Annotated in this window: 18 protein-coding genes; 8 read left to right on the top strand and 10 right to left on the bottom strand. The window is 60.7% G+C overall.

All coding sequences use genetic code 11. The annotated features are described in order from the left end of the window. Window positions 1–61: 61 nt before the first annotated feature. The 7 genes from CGA21_RS21990 to CGA21_RS21960 all read left to right on the top strand — a co-directional run bounded on the left by CGA21_RS21990 (window position 62) and on the right by CGA21_RS21960 (window position 7875). The gene (locus CGA21_RS21990; protein ID WP_188265033.1) at window positions 62–967 is read left to right on the top strand and encodes a LysR substrate-binding domain-containing protein; all 906 of its coding nucleotides are present in this window, start codon (window positions 62–64) and stop codon (window positions 965–967) included. A 265-nt stretch (window positions 968–1232) separates the two neighbouring features. Continuing rightward, the gene (locus CGA21_RS21985; protein WP_110746995.1) at window positions 1233–2324 is read left to right on the top strand and encodes an ATP-binding cassette domain-containing protein; all 1092 of its coding nucleotides are present in this window, start codon (window positions 1233–1235) and stop codon (window positions 2322–2324) included. Window positions 2325–2418: 94 nt separating this feature from the next. Beyond that, complete coding sequence (locus tag CGA21_RS21980; protein WP_179056290.1) at window positions 2419–3531, top strand: ABC transporter substrate-binding protein; 1113 nt, start codon at window positions 2419–2421, stop codon at window positions 3529–3531. Between the two features lie 10 nt (window positions 3532–3541). Beyond that, a complete protein-coding gene (locus CGA21_RS21975) occupies window positions 3542–4414 on the top strand; it encodes an ABC transporter permease (protein ID WP_110746991.1) in 873 nt (290 codons plus the stop codon). Between the two features lie 7 nt (window positions 4415–4421). Beyond that, entirely contained in the window at window positions 4422–5249 is an 828-nt protein-coding gene (locus tag CGA21_RS21970; protein WP_188265032.1) for an ABC transporter permease, read from the top strand. Between the two features lie 291 nt (window positions 5250–5540). Next, window positions 5541–6245 (top strand): hypothetical protein, encoded by a 705-nt coding sequence (locus CGA21_RS21965; protein ID WP_110746988.1) that lies wholly within the window; start codon window positions 5541–5543, stop codon window positions 6243–6245. 199 nt (window positions 6246–6444) lie between these two features. Then, window positions 6445–7875 carry a PLP-dependent aminotransferase family protein gene (locus tag CGA21_RS21960; protein WP_188265031.1) on the top strand — a complete coding sequence of 477 codons (1431 nt, stop codon included), beginning with the start codon at window positions 6445–6447 and terminating at the stop codon, window positions 7873–7875. Window positions 7876–7966: 91 nt separating this feature from the next. On the opposite strand, the gene CGA21_RS21955 is transcribed toward CGA21_RS21960, so the two are convergent. From CGA21_RS21955 to CGA21_RS21910, 10 genes are all read right to left on the bottom strand, one after another. Beyond that, the gene (locus CGA21_RS21955) at window positions 7967–8767 is read right to left on the bottom strand and encodes an N-acyl homoserine lactonase family protein (protein ID WP_188265030.1); all 801 of its coding nucleotides are present in this window, start codon (window positions 8765–8767) and stop codon (window positions 7967–7969) included. A gap of 14 nt (window positions 8768–8781) precedes the next feature. Beyond that, the gene (locus CGA21_RS21950) at window positions 8782–9741 is read right to left on the bottom strand and encodes a diiron oxygenase (protein ID WP_188265029.1); all 960 of its coding nucleotides are present in this window, start codon (window positions 9739–9741) and stop codon (window positions 8782–8784) included. Between the two features lie 62 nt (window positions 9742–9803). After that, a complete protein-coding gene (locus tag CGA21_RS21945) occupies window positions 9804–10562 on the bottom strand; it encodes a TauD/TfdA family dioxygenase (RefSeq protein WP_188265028.1) in 759 nt (252 codons plus the stop codon). 21 nt (window positions 10563–10583) lie between these two features. Then, window positions 10584–11456: a branched-chain amino acid aminotransferase gene (locus tag CGA21_RS21940; RefSeq protein ID WP_188265027.1), complete on the bottom strand. Its 873-nt coding sequence runs from the start codon at window positions 11454–11456 to the stop codon at window positions 10584–10586. Window positions 11457–11487: 31 nt separating this feature from the next. Beyond that, a complete protein-coding gene (locus CGA21_RS21935; RefSeq protein ID WP_188265026.1) occupies window positions 11488–12840 on the bottom strand; it encodes a KamA family radical SAM protein in 1353 nt (450 codons plus the stop codon). A gap of 34 nt (window positions 12841–12874) precedes the next feature. Then, entirely contained in the window at window positions 12875–13531 is a 657-nt protein-coding gene (gene yfcF / locus CGA21_RS21930) for a glutathione transferase (protein ID WP_110746977.1), read from the bottom strand. Window positions 13532–13741: 210 nt separating this feature from the next. Continuing rightward, window positions 13742–14227, bottom strand: a complete 486-nt coding sequence (locus tag CGA21_RS21925) for a cupin domain-containing protein (RefSeq protein ID WP_110746975.1) — start codon at window positions 14225–14227, stop codon at window positions 13742–13744. 84 nt (window positions 14228–14311) lie between these two features. Next, window positions 14312–14806 carry a RidA family protein gene (locus CGA21_RS21920; protein ID WP_110746973.1) on the bottom strand — a complete coding sequence of 165 codons (495 nt, stop codon included), beginning with the start codon at window positions 14804–14806 and terminating at the stop codon, window positions 14312–14314. Window positions 14807–14854: 48 nt separating this feature from the next. Further along, window positions 14855–16135 (bottom strand): acetyl-CoA carboxylase biotin carboxylase subunit family protein, encoded by a 1281-nt coding sequence (locus tag CGA21_RS21915; RefSeq protein WP_188265025.1) that lies wholly within the window; start codon window positions 16133–16135, stop codon window positions 14855–14857. Window positions 16136–16177: 42 nt separating this feature from the next. Continuing rightward, window positions 16178–17275, bottom strand: a complete 1098-nt coding sequence (locus CGA21_RS21910) for a hypothetical protein (protein ID WP_110746970.1) — start codon at window positions 17273–17275, stop codon at window positions 16178–16180. A 148-nt stretch (window positions 17276–17423) separates the two neighbouring features. On the opposite strand from CGA21_RS21910, the gene CGA21_RS21905 reads away from it, so the two are divergent. Further along, complete coding sequence (locus CGA21_RS21905; RefSeq protein ID WP_110746968.1) at window positions 17424–18842, top strand: PLP-dependent aminotransferase family protein; 1419 nt, start codon at window positions 17424–17426, stop codon at window positions 18840–18842. The last annotated feature ends 386 nt before the right edge of the window (window positions 18843–19228 follow it).

The following is a 19228-nucleotide window of genomic DNA, read 5'->3' as shown; positions in this document are numbered from 1 at the left end:
TTTTGGCCTGACTGTTCGATTTACGTCACCATACGAGCTCACAACAAGACCGGGATGATTTATGCGTTTTCCTTCGATGACCGCCCTTCGCGCGCTGGACGCAGTCGCCCGCACCGGCAGCGTGTCGGTTGCGGCCCGTGAGCTGAACCTGACCCGTAGCGCCATCAGCCACCAGATCAGCAAGCTGGAGGAATGTGTCGGCTTCCCCCTCACCGAGCGCATTGGCCGCGGCATTGGCCTGACTTACCAGGGCGAACGTTACGCCAGGGAGGTGCACGGGATCTTGTTGAACCTGCTCGATGCCGGGCAGTTGGTCGACGACCAGGAAATCTCCGGCCGGCTGTGCGTCAGTTGCGCACCGGGGTTTGCCACCTATTGGCTGTGCCACCACATCGGCGCGTTCCTGCGCCAGTATCCGCAGGTGCAATTGCAGCTGATTTCCCCACGCACACCGGACGATATCAACAACCCCGGCGCCGACCTGTTCATCGCCTACGGGATTGGCGACTGGCCGGAGATGGTGGTCGAAGAAATCGTTGCGCTGCGCTTCTTCCCGGTGTGCAGCCCGCGCCTGATCAACGCCCTGAGCGGCCTGAAAAACCCGCAGGAACTGAGCAACTACCCGCTGTTGCACATGACCGATTATTCGGACTGGCGCGTCTGGCTGACCGCCGCGGGGGCTTCGGGGGTCAACGCGACGAGCGGCATCCTGTTCTCCGATGCGCACTGCGCGCAGTCGGCGTGCATTGCCGGCCAGGGTATCGCGATCGGCGACAACCTGATTAGCGGCGATGCCTTGTCCAAGGGCCTGCTGGTACGCCCCTTCGACATCACCATTGACCTGCACCGTGGCTACTACCTCGCCGTCGATCCGCAAAAGGCCGAGCGCGCAGTGGTCCAGGCCTTCAGCAACTGGGTCAAGACGCAGCTGCAGTCCTCCCACCAGACCTGGCAGGACACCCTCTGAGGACAGAGCGGGATGCCTGACCACCGCAGATCTGTAGGAGCCGGCTTGCTGGCGATGGCGGCCTGAAGAACGCTATCGCCAGCAAGCCGGCTCCTACAGAAAAGCCGTCTGGGCGACACCGGCAAATGAGTAAAAAAACTAACCAATACGGGCAAAATAATTCCATTGATGTAGCGATATTTTTAACAATAATACGCCCAAAGCCCATTTCGGATTCGCATCCGTCCTCGTACGTCTTATGGGCAATAAAAAGAGGAACCTCATTGTGTCCAGCCGTTCAGCGATTCAGCTCAGCGCTCAAGGTATCAGCCAGTATTACGGCCGTTTCGCGGCGCTGGATAACGTCGACCTGGATGTTCGCCAAGGCGAATTCCTGACCCTGCTGGGCCCCTCCGGCTCGGGCAAGACCACCTTGCTGATGATCCTGGCCGGTTTCCTCAGCCCGACCTCAGGCAGGCTGATGGAGCAAGGCGTCGACATCATCCGGCGCTCCGCCGAGAAGCGGAACTACGGCATGGTGTTCCAGGGTTATGCACTGTTCCCGCACATGAGCGTGGCCGACAACGTCGCCTACCCGCTGCGTATCCGCAAAGTCGCGGCCGAAGAACGCAATCGCCGGGTCAAGCACATCCTTGAAGTGGTCGGCCTCGGAGCGCACATGCACAAGAAGCCCGCCGAGCTGTCCGGTGGCCAACAGCAGCGCGTAGCGATTGCCCGGGCGCTGGTGTTCGAACCGGAACTGTTGCTGCTCGACGAACCGCTGTCAGCCCTGGACAAGAACCTGCGCGAACAGCTGCAAACCGAATTGCAACGCATCCACCGTCAGGTCGGCACCAGTTTCGTCTTCGTCACCCACGACCAGAACGAAGCCCTGGCGCTGTCCTCGCGCATCGCGATTTTCAACCACGGCAAGCTGACCCAGGTCGACACGCCGGAAAACATCTATAACCGCCCCGAGAGCCGTTTCGTCGCCGAGTTCCTGGGCAAGATGAACCTGTTCCCGCTGGACAACCTGACCCGCAACGGCCAGACCGCCAGCGGCCGCTGTGGCACCAGCGTGTTACACGCCGTTGCACCGAACGCATTGAGCAATGCGCCGATCGTATTGGCCGTACGCCCAGAGCACATGGAACTGCACAGCGATTGCCCGACCACGGAGGGCTACAACGTGATGCCCGCGCAGCTCACAGACAAGGTCTATCAAGGCTCCAGCACCCACCTGGCGCTAAAAGTCGGCGGCGATACATTGCCGATCAACCTGTCCGTACCGGGCAATCACCCGGGCGCGCTGATGCCCAGCGGTGCGCCGGTTTGGCTGAGCTGGCCGGTGCAGCAAAGCTTCCTGCTCCAGGCCTGATTCCCCCCCAACACATTGCGTCACAAAGCTCTCTTCCAATGACAACAAAAAGGCCGGTGCCCACGCAGGCATCCGCCGACTGAGGACTTGCCCAATGCGCCAGGATCACCAACAAGACTGCATCGAAGTGCTAATCGAAAAAGCCCGTGGCGGTCAGATCAATCGTCGCACCTTCATCCAGGCCATGGGCCTGTTGGCGGCAGTACCGCTGGCGATGCGCAGTGGCATCAGCTGGTCGGCGGACAAGCCGCTGGTGGTGGTCAACTGGGGCGGTGATGCCTTGAACGCGTTCCGTTCGGCATGGACAGACACCTTTACCAAAAACACCGGCATCCAGGTGCGCATCGACGGCGCCGGCCCGACCGAGGGCGCGATCCGCTCGCAGTTGGCCAGCGGACAACCGAGCTGGGACGTGGTCGACGTCGAGAGCTACAGCGCCATTGTGCTGGGTCGCGAGAAGATCCTGCAACCGCTGGACTACACCACCATCAAGCGCGATCAGGCAGCCCCGGCGCTCAGCTCTGACTTCGGCATCGCCAGCTACCAGTTCAGCTACGTGATGGCCTGGGACAGCGCAAAATTCGGCGACAACGGGCCAAAGACCTGGGCGGATTTCTGGGACGTAAAGAAATTCCCGGGCAAGCGCACGCTGTACAAATGGATGAACGGGATGCTCGAAGCGGCCCTGCTCGCCGACGGCGTTCCCGCTGATCAGCTCTACCCGCTGGACGTGCCGCGGGCTTTGAAGAAGATCGACGAGATCAAGCCTCACGTGCTGTCGTTCTGGAGCTCGGGCGCCGAGAGCCAGCAATTGATGGTCGACGGCGAAGTGTCGGTGGGGGCGATCTGGCACACCCGCGCCAAACTGCTCAGCGAAGACACCGACAACCGCGTGCGCTGGAGCTTCGACAACGGTTTCATCAACTCCAGCAGCTGGGCCGTGCTGAACGGCAACCCGGCGGGCACCCAGCCGGCCATGCAGTTCATTCAGCAAGCCATGCAGCCTGAAGGCCAGCTCAAGTTGTTCGAAGCACTGGGCAATGGTCCGTCGAACAGCGCGACCGAAAAACTGATGTCGGCCGAGCAGCTGGAAGCCAACTGCGGCTCCGAAGCGAACCTGAAAAAACAGATCGCCCTTAATGCCCAGTGGTACGCCGATAACTACTCCAAAGCCCTGGAAGAGTACCTGACGCGGTTGTCCAAGTGAGCCATCGACCATGACTACGACCCTGACTTCAACCCTGGCCGCCCCCAAGCCGCGCGTCAGCTCGCCGGGCCTGGAGCGTGGCTTGCTGCTGTTTCCGCTGCCGGTGCTGCTGCTGGTCTTCTACGTGTTGCCGTTTCTCGGCGTGGTCGGCTGGAGCTTCTCGCTGCCCACTCCAGGCATCGAGCAGTACCAGCGCATCGCCACCGACCCGGCAATCCACGAGATGCTCTGGCGCACCTTGCGCCTGTGCCTGACTGTCAGTGGCCTGGCCTTGATGATCGGTTACCTGCTGGCGTACTGCTGGGTGTTCAGCCCGCCGTTCTGGCAGCGGGTGGTGGAGATCTGCATCTTCATCCCGTTCTGGATTTCCGTGCTGGTACGCGCCTTCGGCTGGCTGATCGCCCTGCGCAGCAATGGTGTGCTCAACGAAAGCCTGTTGGGCATGGGCCTGATCGATCAACCCCTGCAACTGAGCCGCAATGAAATCGGCGTGGTCATCGGCATGCTCCACGTGATGATCCCGTATGCGGTGTTCCCGCTGTTATCGACCATGCGTCAACTCGATCAACGCGTGCTCATGGCCTCGCGCGGGCTGGGTGCAGGTGCCTTGCGCACCTTCTGGCAAGTGCTGCTGCCACAGACCCTGCCGGGCATCCTGGGCGCGTTCATCATGGTCTTCGTGTTCTGCCTGGGCTTCTTCATCACACCGGTGCTGTTGGGTGGCGGGCAAACGGTGATGATCGCCGAATACGTGTTCCTGCAGATGTTCCAGACCAGTAACTGGGGTCTGGGGGCGGCACTGAGCGTGGTGCTGCTGGCCCTGGTCAGCGCATTGATCTGGGTGCTGTTGAAAATGACCCGCGTGAACCGACTGGTAGGCTGAGATCACTATGAACACCCATCGTACAAGCCTGAGTACCCGCCTGCTGGCCGTGGTCGCCATGGCCTTCATGCTGTTCCCGTTGCTGACGGTCATCCCGGTGTCGTTCACCAGCAAGCGTTTCCTGTCGATGCCCCAAGGCAATTGGTCGCTGCGGCATTACGAAGCGCTGGTGAGCAACCCTGACTGGTTCCATGCCATCAGCCAAAGCCTGACCATCGCCTTCGCCACGAGCATCATCGCGACCCTGCTGGCCGCCAGCTTCAGCCTCGGCATCTGGTACATGCGCTCCAAATGGGCCACGGCGTTGATCGGCCTGGTGCTGCTGCCGATGGCGATTCCGCCGGTGATTTCCGCGCTGGTGCTGTACTTCATGGAAACCAAGCTCGGCCGCTTCGCACCCGGCATGGGCTACGACACCCTGACCGGCGTGGTGATCGCCCACGTGATCATGGTGGTGCCATACGGCGTGGTGACCATGCTGGTTGCCCTCAGCCAGATCGACCGACGCATTGAACTGGCCTCACGCAACCTCGGCGCCAGCCTGATGCAGACCACCTTCATGGTGATCCTGCCGAACCTCAAGCTGGGGCTGGCGTCCACCGCCCTGTTGGGTTTCGCGCTGTCGTGGGAAGAAGTGGCGGTGACGTTGTTCATCACCAGCGTCAACGTCGACACCCTGCCCAAGCGGATCTGGAGCGGCTTGCGCGATAACGTTGATCCGAGCGTGGCGGCGATTTCGGTGCTGCTGATCTCGCTGACCTTGCTGGTGCTGATCGGGCGGTTGGTGGCTCAACACTTGGCGGATAAACGCGCGCAGAAACTGTTGCATCCATAAACACACTACCGGACGGAAAGCCCCGCGTTTGTCATGACCGTGGGGCTTTTTTGCATCTTCTGTAGGAGCGAGCATGCTCGCGATGGACGTCAACGATAACGCTGGCAGCCTGACACCCCGCGGTGTTCTGTCGTCCATCGCGAGCAGGCTCGCTCCCACAGAAAGGCAAAAAAATGACCAGCTGCCTGTTGCTCCGTGACATCCGCGCCCCGGTCCAATAGATTAGTCGGCCTGAAAAAGCCCCCGGGCTTTCTCGCCCCTATTCAAGTTCAAAGAAGTAGTGAAATTTCAATGTCCGATTCCAACACCGCTGAATCCGTAGTCACCTTGTCGTCCAAAGCGGAATACGAAAACTCCATCAATCTTTCACAGCATGTGCCCCAGGCCAAGACCATCAGCGAGATGGTCCTGGACGCTTTCCAGTCCACCCGCGAAAGCGAGCAGATCCGCGAGCTACGCGCCGCGATCCGCCAGGCCCATGACAGCTTCGACGACGATAAAGCCTACGAACTGATGGGTGAACTCAAGCAACTCAAGGACGCCGAGGCCGCCGACATCGCCGCCCTCGAAGACTTGAGCAGCAAATTCCCGATCAGCCGCATCCTGTCCAGTTTCAAGGACGACCCGGCTTTCCAGGAAATCGTCTACGGCCTGGCCCTCAAGGTGCTGAACCAGACGCACCAGGCCATCAGCAACCCGAGCGGCGGCAAGAGCAAGGCCGCCAAGGCGAAAAAAGAAGTCGAAGTGTTCACCATCAGCAAGGACGGCATGAGCGTCACCTTGCCGCTGCGCACCCCGCGCTCGCGCCTGAACGTCGACCGTGAAGCCCTGGAGTTCCTCGGTTTCAGCTTCGTTGGCGAAGGCGACGAGGCAGAGTTGCAAAGCGAGACGTTCCTGGACAACCAGGGCGCCGAACAGGCCGTGAACCGCAAGAACATCATCACCGCCCTGCAACAGCAGACCGCCTTCGACGGCTACAGCATCGCCGCCCAGTAAGCCGCGCCGGCATCCCCAGAGCCCCGCCCCCGTGCGGGGCTTTTTATTGCCCGCGATTCCTGCAAAACCGCGTTTAGTGTTCCAGTATCAAGGCCAGAGAAACACTTCCCTTCACCCACCTGCACCACGGGGCCGCCTGCGGGGAGCGTCAACTCACTTTCCAGCCCAAGACCTCAGTGGTGCGACTGCTGAGGTCATCATGAACACGCCACCCCTGTACCGTCAGTTGGCCAACCACTACCTGGACGCAATCCGCAGCGGCACCCTGAAGACCGGCGAGCGCCTGCCCTCGATCCGCCTGATGATGGAAAAACACGCCGTCAGCCTGTCCACCGCCGTACAGGTCTGTCGGGAGCTCGAAGACCATGGCGTGCTGGAAGCCCGACCGCGCTCCGGCAACTACATTCGTCAGCCCGACACTGCGCCCGGACCCACGCCGATCGCCCTGCCCCCGGCACTGGAGAATGGGGTCTACGTGGGCATCCATGAAAAGGTTTCCTCGGTCCTGAAGGCCAGTCAGCGCGCCACGGTCAAGGTCAATTTTGCCAGCGCCTATTGCGCGCCGCAGCTCTATCCGCTCAAGACCTTGCAGGACAACATGATCAAGGCGTTGCGCCTGGACCAGCATCTGTTCGATAACACGAGTTCGACCTGCGGCAACAGTGCACTGCGCAACGTCCTTGCCCGCCGGATGCTGACCGTCAAAACCAACCTGACGGCCGAACGCATTGTGATCACTCACGGCGCCACCGAAGCGATCAACCTGGCGTTGCGTGCCGTGACCCGTCCCGGCGATACCGTGGCCGTGGAGTCACCGACCTTCTACGGCCTGCTGCAAATTCTCGAAAGCCTGAACCTGCGGGTGCTGGAAGTCCCGGCCTCGACCCATGCCGGGATTCACCTGCCGGCCCTTGAACACCTGCTGCAAGGGCCAGAGCCAATCAAGGCGCTGATCGTCATGCCCAACCTGCACAATCCGCTGGGCAGCATCATGCCCGACACCCACAAGGCACGGCTGGTGAAGCTCTGTGCCGAGCACGAAACAGTGCTGATCGAGGACGACACCTACGGTGACCTGGTGGACACCGAGCAACCGCTGTCCACCCTCAAGCACTGGGACCGCACCGACAATGTGATCTATTGCGCTTCGCTGAACAAAACCCTCGCCCCGGGCCTGCGCCTGGGCTGGATCAGCGCTGGCAAATGGCACGATCGCGTGGAAATGCTCAAGCACACGCAAACCCGTGGCTGCGAGAAGCTGTCGCAACTGGCCGTCAGTGCATTCATGGGTACGCCCTCCTACGAACGCTACCTGCGACGTTTGAGAAAAACCCTGACCCAGCAGCGCGAGCAAATGAGCGGGGCGATCATGCGCTATTTTCCCGAGGGCACCCGAGTGACCTGCCCTCAGGGCGGCACCTTGCTATGGGTAGAGTTGCCGGCTCGGCATTCGTCCATGGGGCTGTTTCATGATGCGCTGAGCCTCGGCATCCAGATTTCACCTGGGGATATCTTTTCCAACGCCAAGCGTTTCACCCATTTTGTGCGCATCGGCTGTGGAGCGCCGTATTCACCGAGAATCGATGAGGCACTGCAGACCCTGGGCCGCCTCCTCAAGAACCAGAGCTGACCCGCACCCTGTAGGAGCTGCCGCAGGCTGCGATCTTTTGATCTTAAAAAACAAGATCAAAAGATCGCAGCCTGCGGCAGCTCCTACAGGGTCAGATTGGCGGTTGGTGCAGGCAAATGATGTGTGGATCGTCGTTCCAGTGCGGGAAACTTTCGGCGATCAGTGGGTCGTGGCCAGGGATGACGTGGTCTTCACTGTCCGCCAGGCGATCGATTTCACTGAACGCTTCGAGCGACTGCGCCAGGTCATCGATGATCGGAAACGGACTGCGCTCGCGAATGTTCACCCACAAGTGCGCCGCGTCCGAAGCCAATACTATCCAGCCCCGCTCGGTGTTCACCCGCACCACCTGGCTGCCCGGTGTGTGACCGCCCACCGCGTGCAGTGTCACTCCCGGCAGCACCTCGACAGTGCCGCTGTGCAAACGCATCCTTCCTTCGAACAGCGGTGGCAGCGCGGACATCACATCCTCGACCTCATAGGTCTTGTTCACCGTGTGATGGGTCATCTTCGGTCCGGTGCAGAAACGCAGTTCCGCTTCCTGCAAATGTACCGTGGCCCTGGGAAACAGCCCCAGGTTGCCAGCGTGATCCCAGTGCAGGTGCGTGAGGATCAGGTGCTCGACCTGCGCCGGATCGATGTCCAGTTGCCGCAGGGAGTCTTGCGGCAGGCGGTACATCTGCCGGTTGCGCCGGTCCGCCGTGGCCGGTTGAAAACAGGTGTCGACCACGATCACCTGGTGGTCGTTGCGAATCACCCAGAAGTAATAGTCCAGCGGCATCGGCGCATTCGGATCGCCGCAGCAGGCGTCGTAGAGAAAGTTCTCCCGGGCAGTGCGCTGCGCGTTGGCGCCGACACGCAGGGCGAACACTTCGTACATGGGAACGGACATGGGCACCTCCAGGTTCAGGCGGCTGCGGTGGCTTTTAGGGTCGGACGGAAATCGAAGTCGATCTGCTCGCTGATGCCCAGGTCCTGCGCCAGCTTATGCAGGCCACTGTAGTCGCGCATGATCGTCGCATTCCTGTTGCTCTCGCGGGTGTCGGCAATGATTGCCTGCGCGTCCTCGACCCCGAGCTGCGTGAGGATCGCCTCCCACATCGAGTAGTCCTGGGCGATAAAAGCACTCAGCGCCACCGACAGTTTGCGGGCGAAAAATTCCCGTTGGACTGGCTGCATGTTGGCGTACATCACCTTGGCGACTTCAGCCAGCACCTTGCTGTGGGCGTATTCGTCGCGGTTGTGCAGTTCGGCCACGCGGCGGTTTTGCGGCTGGATGGTCGGGTCGTCCGCCAGCAGGTCGAGATAGGCATTGACGCTGATCTCGGCGACCACCGCGAAGGTGATCGCCGCCAGGTCCCGCTGCCAGGGTTCGGGCAGTTCCTCGCGCAGGGACTTGAGGCACAAGTATGTCACCGAAGGCGGCAACTCCAGGTCCTGGTCCAGAGCGCGATCACGTTTGGTCCGCTCGATGGCCCGCAGGTGCATGAGCGTGTGGTAGTGCTCGTCGATCAGGGTCTGCTGCATCGCTTCGCGAAAATGCCAGTCGTCCTTGCCCAGGTATTGATTGGCGATGACGCTCAGCGCCGGGTTCACCACGAGTTCTTCGGCGGTGACCGTGCGCAGGTTGTAGCCGATCCAGCCCCAGGTCACCACCTTGCTCTTGAGCTCATCGCTCAAGGCCTGGAACGTCGGATGATGGAAAAACGGCACCATGCACTCCGGGTAATCCGGGCGTGCCGGGTCGAACACTTCGTTGATCTGGGCCTTGTCCGGCGAGCAGACTGCGGCGCGTTTGATCCAGGCCTGATTGAGCCGTACGATCAGTTGATGATCGACCTGGGCGATCTCGATTGCTGTTTGCATGACGCGATACCTGTAAACGCGTACCCCTGGGGGTACGCTGAAAAAGAAGGGCGACGAAAAAATCAAGCCAGCCAGTAGCGGGTCAGGTGGCGCGCCGGGTCAGTGTATCGGCTGCGGGCATGAATCATCCGCCAGTTGTCCCAAATCAGCATGCATCCGTCGGGAATCAGCACCGGGATGTTGTGTTCGACAAAGTACGCTTCGCCGAGCACCGCAAACCTGGCAAGCGGCGAGTCGTTGTCGACGACCTGTGATTGCTGCAAGGCTTCCTTGGACGGATTCACATCGCCGTAGTGAAACTGGTTGTAGCTGAAGCGGAAAATATCGCCTTCCTCGGTCGGTGTCAGGATGTATTCCCTGACCCGGGTTTGCGCCGGTTCGCCGGGCTTGGCAGTGGCGACGAATTCCACCGGCGTGTCGTCGAGCCACTCGCGCAGTTGCGGTTCGGATCGCTCGAGCGCCCTCAAGAACGCGTAGCCGTCCACCAGCCCCGTGTGACCGCCACCGCAAGTTGCCTGTTTATGGCAATGCAGCGCCAGGTAACGCGGTGGCGGGCCGTACACCGGCGCTTCGGTGTGTGGGCCGATGCCGTTCATGCTCTGGGAGTACGGCAAGTCCTCGTAGCCCGGCTTGCGGGTGATGGCGAAAGCTATCTGGCCATTGAACTGCGGAATGATCGGGCCGAATTCATGCAGTGTTCCCGCAACATCGTGGGCAAATTCCCCTGGCGTCAGCACGGTCCAGCCACGATTCGACAATTCTTCATGGCGATGGCCCAGCGAAACATAAGGTGTGGACGCAACAATCCCTTGGTCTGACATGGTGAGTTTCCTGGCGGTTTATCAGGCGTTTACGGTTGAGGTGTAAGCGGCAATCAATTCACTGCAGGCGGTGCCCGGTCGGTATCGCTGCTCATCGATGCTCTGCACCGGGGTGATTTCAGCGGCGGTACCGGTGAGAAAACACTCGTCGAAGTCGCCCAGTTCCGTGGGCAATATCGTGCGTTCGATGACCTGGAAATCCAGGGCCCGGGCCAGTTCGATGACGGTCTGGCGGGTGATGCCGTCGAGGAAGCAGTCAGGCACCGGCGTATGCAAGGTCCGGCCTTTGGCGAAGAACACGTTAGCGCTGGTGGCTTCGGCCACATGGCCGCGCCAGTCGAGCATCAAGGCGTCGTGGTAGCCGGTGTTTTCGGCGTCGTGCTTGCTCAGCGTGGCGATCTGGTAATGCCCGGACGCCTTGGCTTCGAACGGGCTGCTGCTAGGCGGCGGACGACGCCAGGTGGCGGTCTTCAGGCGGATGCCGGCCATGCGCGCCGCCGGGTCGAAATAGCTCGGCCATTGCCAGCAGGCGATCGCCACATGCACGCGATTGAAACGCGCCGACGTGGAAATCATCTCGCTGCCGCGCCAGGCCACCGGGCGCAAATAGCCGTCGTTCACCTGGTTGCGTTGCAGCAATTGATGGCTGGCCGCTTCCAGCTCGGCGGGTTCGAACGGGATGGCAAAATCCATCAGCTGGGCCGAGCGATACAAACGCTCAGTGTGTTCGCGCAACTTGAAGATCTTGCCGTTATACACGCGCTCGCCCTCGTACACGGTGCTTGCGTAATGCAAGCCGTGGGTCAGCACATGCAGGCGCGCCTGGGACCACTCGACGAACTCGCCATCGAGCCAGATCAATCCTTCGCGCTGATCAAACGGGATACCGCTCATGTCCTTGTCTCCCCAATAATCAAGTGTCGTCCTAGGCCGTTTGCAGCAGGACCGGTATCAACTCAGGCGCTGGCGCCAGCAACAGCTCAGGCTCAGCCTGAAAGAAAAAGCTTCGTTCGCCGAAGGCCGGGCGCAGCTCATCGAACCAGGTCGCCTGCGGATCGAAGCGCGCATAGAAGGTCCGCAATACCCATTGCGGGTCCCGGGCCTGGAGGAACTGCAGGACGAAGACTTTTTCCCCGGCGACGGTCTCGATGCCATTGATCAAGACCTTGCCGTAGAAGGTGCTCATCGACGGCCCGCGCACCGTTCGCGCCAGGCCCGAGACCGTGCGGTACGCTGCCTGGAAGATCTCGAACGCCCGGGCCAGCGGCATCGCGAAGTAGTGGCTGGGGCCGGTGTCGCGCTCGACGAACATGTAATACGGCACTGCACCGAGCCGTACGCCTTCGGTCCAGAGATCCGCCCAATCGGCGGGGTTTTCGTTGATATGGCGGATCAACGGCGCCTGCATGCGCAGGGTCGCGCCCGTGGCGCGAATGCGTTCGACGGCGAGCCTGGCGATGTCCTGGCGAATCTCTACCGGGTGGTTGTAGTGCCCCATGATCGACAGGTTTTTTCCCGCCGCGACGATTCGCCGGAACAGTTCGAGCAACTCGTCTGCGTCCTTGTCGCTGACAAACCGCTGTGGCCAGTACGCCACCGACTTGGTGCCGATGCGGATGCTCTTGAGATGCGCCAGCTCCAGCAGCGGCTCGATATACCCGGCCAGCGAGCGGGTGTTCATGATCAGAGGGTCGCCACCGGTGATCAGTACGTCGGTCACTTCCGTGTGCACACGCAGGTAGCGCAGCAGCTCCTGGGATTCCCGCGCGTTGAACTTGAGCTCCTCCTCGCCGATGAACTGCGCCCAGCGGAAACAGAAGGTGCAATAGGCATGACAGGTTTGACCGGCACCGGGGAAAAACAGCACGGTCTCGCGATATTTGTGCTGAATGCCCGGCAAGACTTTTCCGTCGAGGGTCGCACCGTTGTGCGTCAGTTGCCCGGCCGGGTGGGGGTTCATGCGCAGCCAGATCGCCTCGATCCGGCGCTTGATCGCAGCGGCGTAATCCTGCTCGATCAGTTGTTTGAGCGAGTCATATTCATCGACCAGCAACATGTCTTTGTGGGGAAAGGTCATGCGGAAGATCGGATCGTCCGGGATGTTGTTCCAGTCGATCAGCGTTCCCAGCACGTATTCGTTGGTGCGAAACGGCATGACCCGGGCCACGACCGTCATGGCTTCCTGCAACTGCGGCGTCAGCCTGTGCCAATACGGTGTGTCGCGAATGGTGCGGGCGTTGTAGGGTTTGTAGCGTTCGTGCTCCGACAGTCCTTGCATGGCAGCGCTCCTGGTGATTGCCCTGACGGTCGCCTTAAACCACCGCGGGTGCGATGGCCGGCGCTTTGCGCTCTATGTCCATCCATGCCCGAACGCTGTCGCGATCCCACTGGCGACGGACATAGGCGGCGAGTCGCGCCGGGACCTGATCGCCATTGGCGACCAGTCGGTTGAGCATGATCGCCAGGTCGGTATCGGCAATGCTCCAGTCGCCGAAGAGGTGCTCGGCGCCCTCCTCCAGCAAGCGCTCGGCGACGAAGAACAGACGCTCGACCGCGGCCTTGGCATCGTCGGAGAGCGGCGCGTCTTTCTTGCCGAAGTACACCAGGTCAAACGGGCGCTCTTTGCGGATCACCAGCAAATCGCTGCGCAGCCAGGCCTGTAGTTGACGGGCCCTGGCGCGCTGCTGGAGGTCCTGGGGGAAAAGCCTTGCATGCCCTGGCGCGAGTTCCTCGAGGTATTCGGCGATGGCGGAAGACTCTGAAAGCGCAAAACCCGAGTGAACTAATGTAGGAATCTTGCAGGTAAGTGAAATATCCCGATATTTCGCCTGATAGTTCTCTCGCGCCTTTAAATCCAGCGTTACAAGTTCAAATGAAAGTTGCTTCTCCTTGAGCGCTACAAACGCTGACATCGCAAACGCGCTGACAAAGTCCGCGCCAACATAAAGTTTAATCCTGTTATTTTCCATGGAACGCTCCCTTGCACTAATCACATTAATCCGTTGCATTCGAGTCGATCGTAGTAAGTTGATCGAACGCTGAACAGATACAGAAATTATCCTTTTGCATCGATACAGAAATTCGAAAATGCGAATCGCCAAGGGCTTATCGAGGGCACGACAGAAACGAAAAAAGGGAGTCCGCGAACGCGGACTCCCTGGTGTGTAATGAAGGGGGATTTACAGCTGGCGGGGGATCAGGCCGACGTTGTCGGTGCAATTGGCGAGCAGCAGCGCCTGGGGCATGTTGCTGATATTGAGCATGACCAGCGACTCGGTGGTGCTGGTGTTGACGAAGCCGTGGCGGGTCCAGGCCGGCACCAGCAGCACGTCCCCGCTGCCGACACACACGGCCTCGGCATCCCCCAGGGTCAAGGTGCCGTTACCGCTCTGGATGAGGAACAGGTGCCACCACGAATGATCATGGCCTTGGAGCTGCGCGCCGGGTATCAACCATTGCATGGACACGGCCATGCCGGGCGTCAGCGAGCAGCCATCGAGGCTGTTGTCGTGGGCCAGCGCAACAATATCGACCTCGCTGGCCTCAAGGCTCTGACGTATTCCCGTTAGTTCAACTTGCTTCCACACCCGTGGCTTGATCGGCTGGCGAACCAGACTTTGACGAAAGTCTTTATAGGAAAAGAACGCACCTTGAACGTTATTCATGCTCGGCTTCCAACTTATTCTTCAGCGTTGAGTCACTCGACCTTAGGCGAACAATTAATCGCTGTAAAGCCGAACAACCCTTACTTATAACGCCGAAGGTCGCAACGCCACGATCATGTCCACTTCTACTGCCGCGTTTTTTGGCAATTGATAAACACCGACGGTCGTGCGTGTATGTTTCCCGGCATCGCCGAGCACGTGACTGAAAACATCCGAGGCGCCGTTTGCCACATCGCTGAGGTCGACAAAATCCGCTGTGGATTTCACATACACCGTGATCCTTATCAACGACTTGATCTTGTCCAGCGAACCGATGGCGTCGACGATCAACGCCAACCCGCGCATCGCGCAGAGACTGGCGGCCGCTTGCGCATCCGCCATGTCGAGCTCCAGGCCGACCCGCCCAGGGTATTGGATCTTGCCATTCACGCGCGGCACCATGCCGCTGACATACAACTCGTCGTGGTGGCGGATCAGCGGAGCGTAATGCCCGCCTGCACTGTTCTCGCCATAGATGTCGTAGTCGAATTCCTTCGCCAGCGCGATGAAGCGCTCGTCACAAGTCATGTGCTCAATCATTTACCGAACCTCTTGATCAATACTGCAAAAAACATCGATCCCTGACACTCAACACACCGCCCTTGCAGATGACGCCAGGCTGGTGATCCCGATGTTCGTTTCAATCGTTTCGGCCAGGCGTAACAGGTCATGGCTGAGCTGCTCGTAGTCGTCGTTGAACAACACGATGTGGCCGATAAACGAGAAGTTGTCTTTCACCAGTGCGCTGACCGGTTCGCCGATGCGTTTGCTCACCACCGAATCCAGCAGATCGATATTCAGCGAGCGGGCCAGGGACGGGATGTCTGGTACATCTCGCAGGATGCCGCCCGTGGTCGCCCGCAGCAGGCGTATGCCGCAGTAGCCGCGAGGTACCGGGTCCTGGCTATCGACCTGGCCTTCCACGGCCCAGCGGACCCAACGCTCCCACGGGTCGAAATCGACGAACGCCTGGCGCGCCAGGTCCCAGATGTGCATGCCACCGGGGCGCATGTTGGTTTCCACGGCCGAGGTGCGATGATTGGCCCTGTAGAACACTTCGTTGTGCCAGGCACCGTTATCCTGGGAAACCAACCCCGCCATGTGCTGGCCGGCAGCCTTCAGTCGAGCCTGCACCTCTGGCGCCAACGGTGCGGGCACCACTTGCTGGATCTCGGCGCGGTAGGCACCGTCGGTGGTGGTTTTTTCGGTGATCCAGGTGCTCCCGGCGACAGAATCCCAGCTGTATTCCCGGGCGTTCTGGATCAGTTCCTCAAGCACGATGCCGCCCTCGCGATAGGGCTTGAGCGCTTGCCACGCGTCGTCGCATTCGGACGGGTGACGGATGACCCGGCAGCCTCGACTGGCACCTTCGCAGGCTGGCTTGATGAAAGCCTTGCCGCCCAGTTCGATCACTCGCTGACGCAGTTCCGGCAGGCTTTCGATACGGCTGGAAACCACCGGCCGGTAATCTTCGGGAGCCGTGGTGGCCGACGCTTCGAGCTGGCGGAAAATCTGTTTATCCAACCCGGCCCTGGCCTCGGCGGGAGAAATACCGGGCAAGCCGAAATGACTGGCCAGCGCCGCACCGAGCAGCACGCCACGGTCGGAAAACGGCAGCACGCCGATCAACTTCCAGCGATCGGCATTCAGGCACCCCACCACCAGTTCGAGGGACGACGCAACGTCTTGTTCGGCCAGTGAAGTGCTGCAAACGTGATCCGCCACCTGGTCGTCATGGGGCTGTACCTGCTCGACCAGCAGGATCAGCCTGGCGTCGTACATCGATTTGCACAGGTCACGCAGCTTCTGGATATCGTGAACCCGACTGCCGTTGTACCCCACCACTACTACGCATGAAGTCGTATTCATAATGCCCCCGACTTGCAAAGTTAAAACCGAAACAGCGATGACTCAGTCATGTAACGCGATTGATCGACGGTTGAGCCAGTACCAGGCCAGGATCCCGCCAGCGCCGATGGCCGCCAGTACCAATGCGTTGTAGGGCGGTGGCGCGACCCGCATGATCAACACGGTCAACCCTGCGCCGACGCCCAGGGACACTTCCTTGACGAACATGTTGTTCTGCTTGACCGAGAAGTAATCGAGGTGACTGAAGGCGCACTCGGCAATTGACAGCAGCGCCACCCAGATCAGCGCGCCGACCAGGGTTTCGACGTGGAACGCGGCAGGCGAAGACAGCACGGCAAAACCGCCGACGATGATTGCGATCACCGTCAGCACCTTGAAGCGCCCGGTGCTCTCGATCAGTTTCATGACCGGTACTTGCGCGAACACCACCACGGCGCTGTTGAGGATCAGCATCAGGCCATACCAGGCCGGCAGCTCGCCGGTCTTGAGCAGGATCGCCTGGGGCAGGATGGAGAACACGCCGAACAGCTTGATGCCCATGATGACGCCGGCGATGACCCACGGCAGCTTGTTGCGCCAGCCGCTGCCATCCTGGCTGGCGGGACGGGCAACCACGGGGTCGCAGGTGAACGTCGCGCCCATGGCGATCGGCAGGCACAACAGGACGAACCCGGCGGCGCCGAGGAAAAACAGGGTCGGGGTGAGCAACGGCGACAACAGGATCAACCCTGCCAGCAGGCTGCCCATGTTCATGGCGACGCGGTTGTAGGCGGCGCCCTCCTTGGTCTGGGCCGCCTCGCTCTTGATCAGGTAGCCGGCAATTGCAATGCCATAGGCAAACAACGCCGCGGCAAACATGACCACACCCTGGTTGCTGGTGACCGCCAGCAACACCAGCCCCCCGGCAGCGCACAGCAGCGTGACGCTCAAGGAGCGGCGACCGAGGACCAGCAACGTCAGTGGCAACAGCAGCAACAAGGCCCGATAACCCAGGGCCAGGATGCTGTTGGTGGCGGTATCGAGCCAGACGTTGGCCTTGCCCAGCACCGCGAACAGCGACACGGCGGTGATGATCCGGATGGTGAACAACCGCAGGTTGATCACCGGTTTGGCCACGACGACCGTTGTTTCGACACTCATGCAACACCTCACGAACCTGGCATGGATCGACCGGCATAGGCCGACCATCCAGAAAGTCTGTAAAGCGATGGTAGAAAGAGATGCTTGTCTTGATCAGAGCAAGTTCGTATAGAATCGAACGAACTTTACTGCCGGAGAGACCAGTAAAATGCAGGCTCAGCGAGCAGTGATCGCCGCTATCGAGTTCCAGCCGGGTGTGCCGCTGGTGCAGCAGATCGTCGATCAGTTGACGGTGGCGATCAGCAAGGGTGGACTGCCCCACGGCTCAAGGCTGCCACCGATTCGCGAACTCTCCGACCTGATGCACGTGGGCAAGTCCACGGTGGTCGACGCTCTCGATCGCTTGCGCGCCAAGGGGCTGGTAGTGTCACGCCAGGGCTCGGGGCATTACGTGCACCGTTCGAGCACCACCGCCCAGACCAACGCCGGCCCCGACCTGTTGCCCCAGGACACACTCAGCGTGGTCCGCCGCGCAGTCTTGCAGGACAACGGTGCGCTGCGTCCGGGCGCCGGTTTTCTGCCGTCTTCATGGTTGCCTGCCGAAGAGTTACTCAAGGCCGTGCGCGGCACACTTCGCGCAACGTCACTGCGCATGGGCGAATACGGTAACGCCAGCGGTTACTTGCCGCTGCGCCAGGCTTTGCGGGTCAAGATGTCGACCCTGGGCATCGAAGCGCCGGTCGACCAGATCATTACCACCGCCAACACCGTACAAGCCATCGACATGCTGATGCGCCTGCTGGTCAAGCCCGGCGACACGGTGCTGCTCGATGATCCCTGTTACTTCACGATGCACACCAATCTGGCCTGGCACGGCGCCAAGGTCATCACCATCCGCCGCGAGTGCGACGGCATGGACCTGGATGCCCTGGAGCAGTTGCTGATCGCCCACCGTCCCGTGCTCTACTTGACCAACAATGCGCTGCACAACCCGACCGGACACTCGTTCACCTCGGCGCAGGTTTACCGCTTGGTGGAACTGAGCCATCGCTACAATTTCCACATCGTCGAAGATGATCTGTACTGCGACATGCAGCAACGCCGAACGCCGCGCCTGGCCGCGAGCGGGCTGGACAACGTGTCTTACGTCTCTGGTTTCTCCAAGACCCTGACCGCCAACAGCCGCGTCAGCTTCGCGGTGCTGTCCCCACAACTCGCGGCGCGGATGGTGACCCTGAAAATGGCCTGCGGTGGCATGACCTCGGAAATGGCCGAGCAGATTATTTGCACCATGCTCAGCGACGGCAGCTATGCCAAGCACATGCGTCGTACGGTGGACCGGCTCTATGAGTCGAACAGCCGGGTGGCGGCGTGGCTGGGCGAAGCCGGGTGTTCGGTATCGTCGTTGCCTGGAGAAGGCTTGTACATCTGGACGCGGCTTCCCGATGGCTTTGAAGCCGAGGCACTGGCCCGCAAAGGCCTGGAAATCGACCTGGTGCTGGCGCCGGGGACCATGCTCAGCAAAGCGGCGGACGGCAATCGGTTTCTGCGTTTCAACGTGGCGCACAGTGATCATGTGCAGGTGCGGGAGCGGTTTTTCCGCTTGCTGGACAAGCCACACAAATAACCGACTGTCCTCGATCCTGTGGGAGCGGGCTTGCTCGCGAAGAGGCCATCACACCCCGCATCAAGGTCGCCTGACACTCCGCTTTCGCGAGCAGGCTCACTCCCACAGGGGATCGAAGCTGCATTCAAAATGGGCGACGATGCAGATCCAATGTGGGAGCGGGCTTGCTCGCGAAGAGGCCATTACATCCAGCATCAAGGTCGCCTGACACACCGCTTTCGCGAGCAGGCTCGCTCCCACAGGGGGATCGGGGCTGCATTCAAAATGGGTGACGACGCAGATCCAATGTGGGAGCGAGCCTGCTCGCGAAGGGGCCATCACATCCCGCATCAAGGTCGCCTGACACACCGCTTTCGCGAGCAAGCCCGCTCCCACAGGGGATCGAG

The sequence above is a fragment of the Pseudomonas sp. PSB11 genome, from assembly GCF_014596605.1.
GTDB lineage: Bacteria > Pseudomonadota > Gammaproteobacteria > Pseudomonadales > Pseudomonadaceae > Aquipseudomonas > Aquipseudomonas umsongensis.
This window is presented reverse-complemented; position numbering and strand designations above follow the sequence as displayed.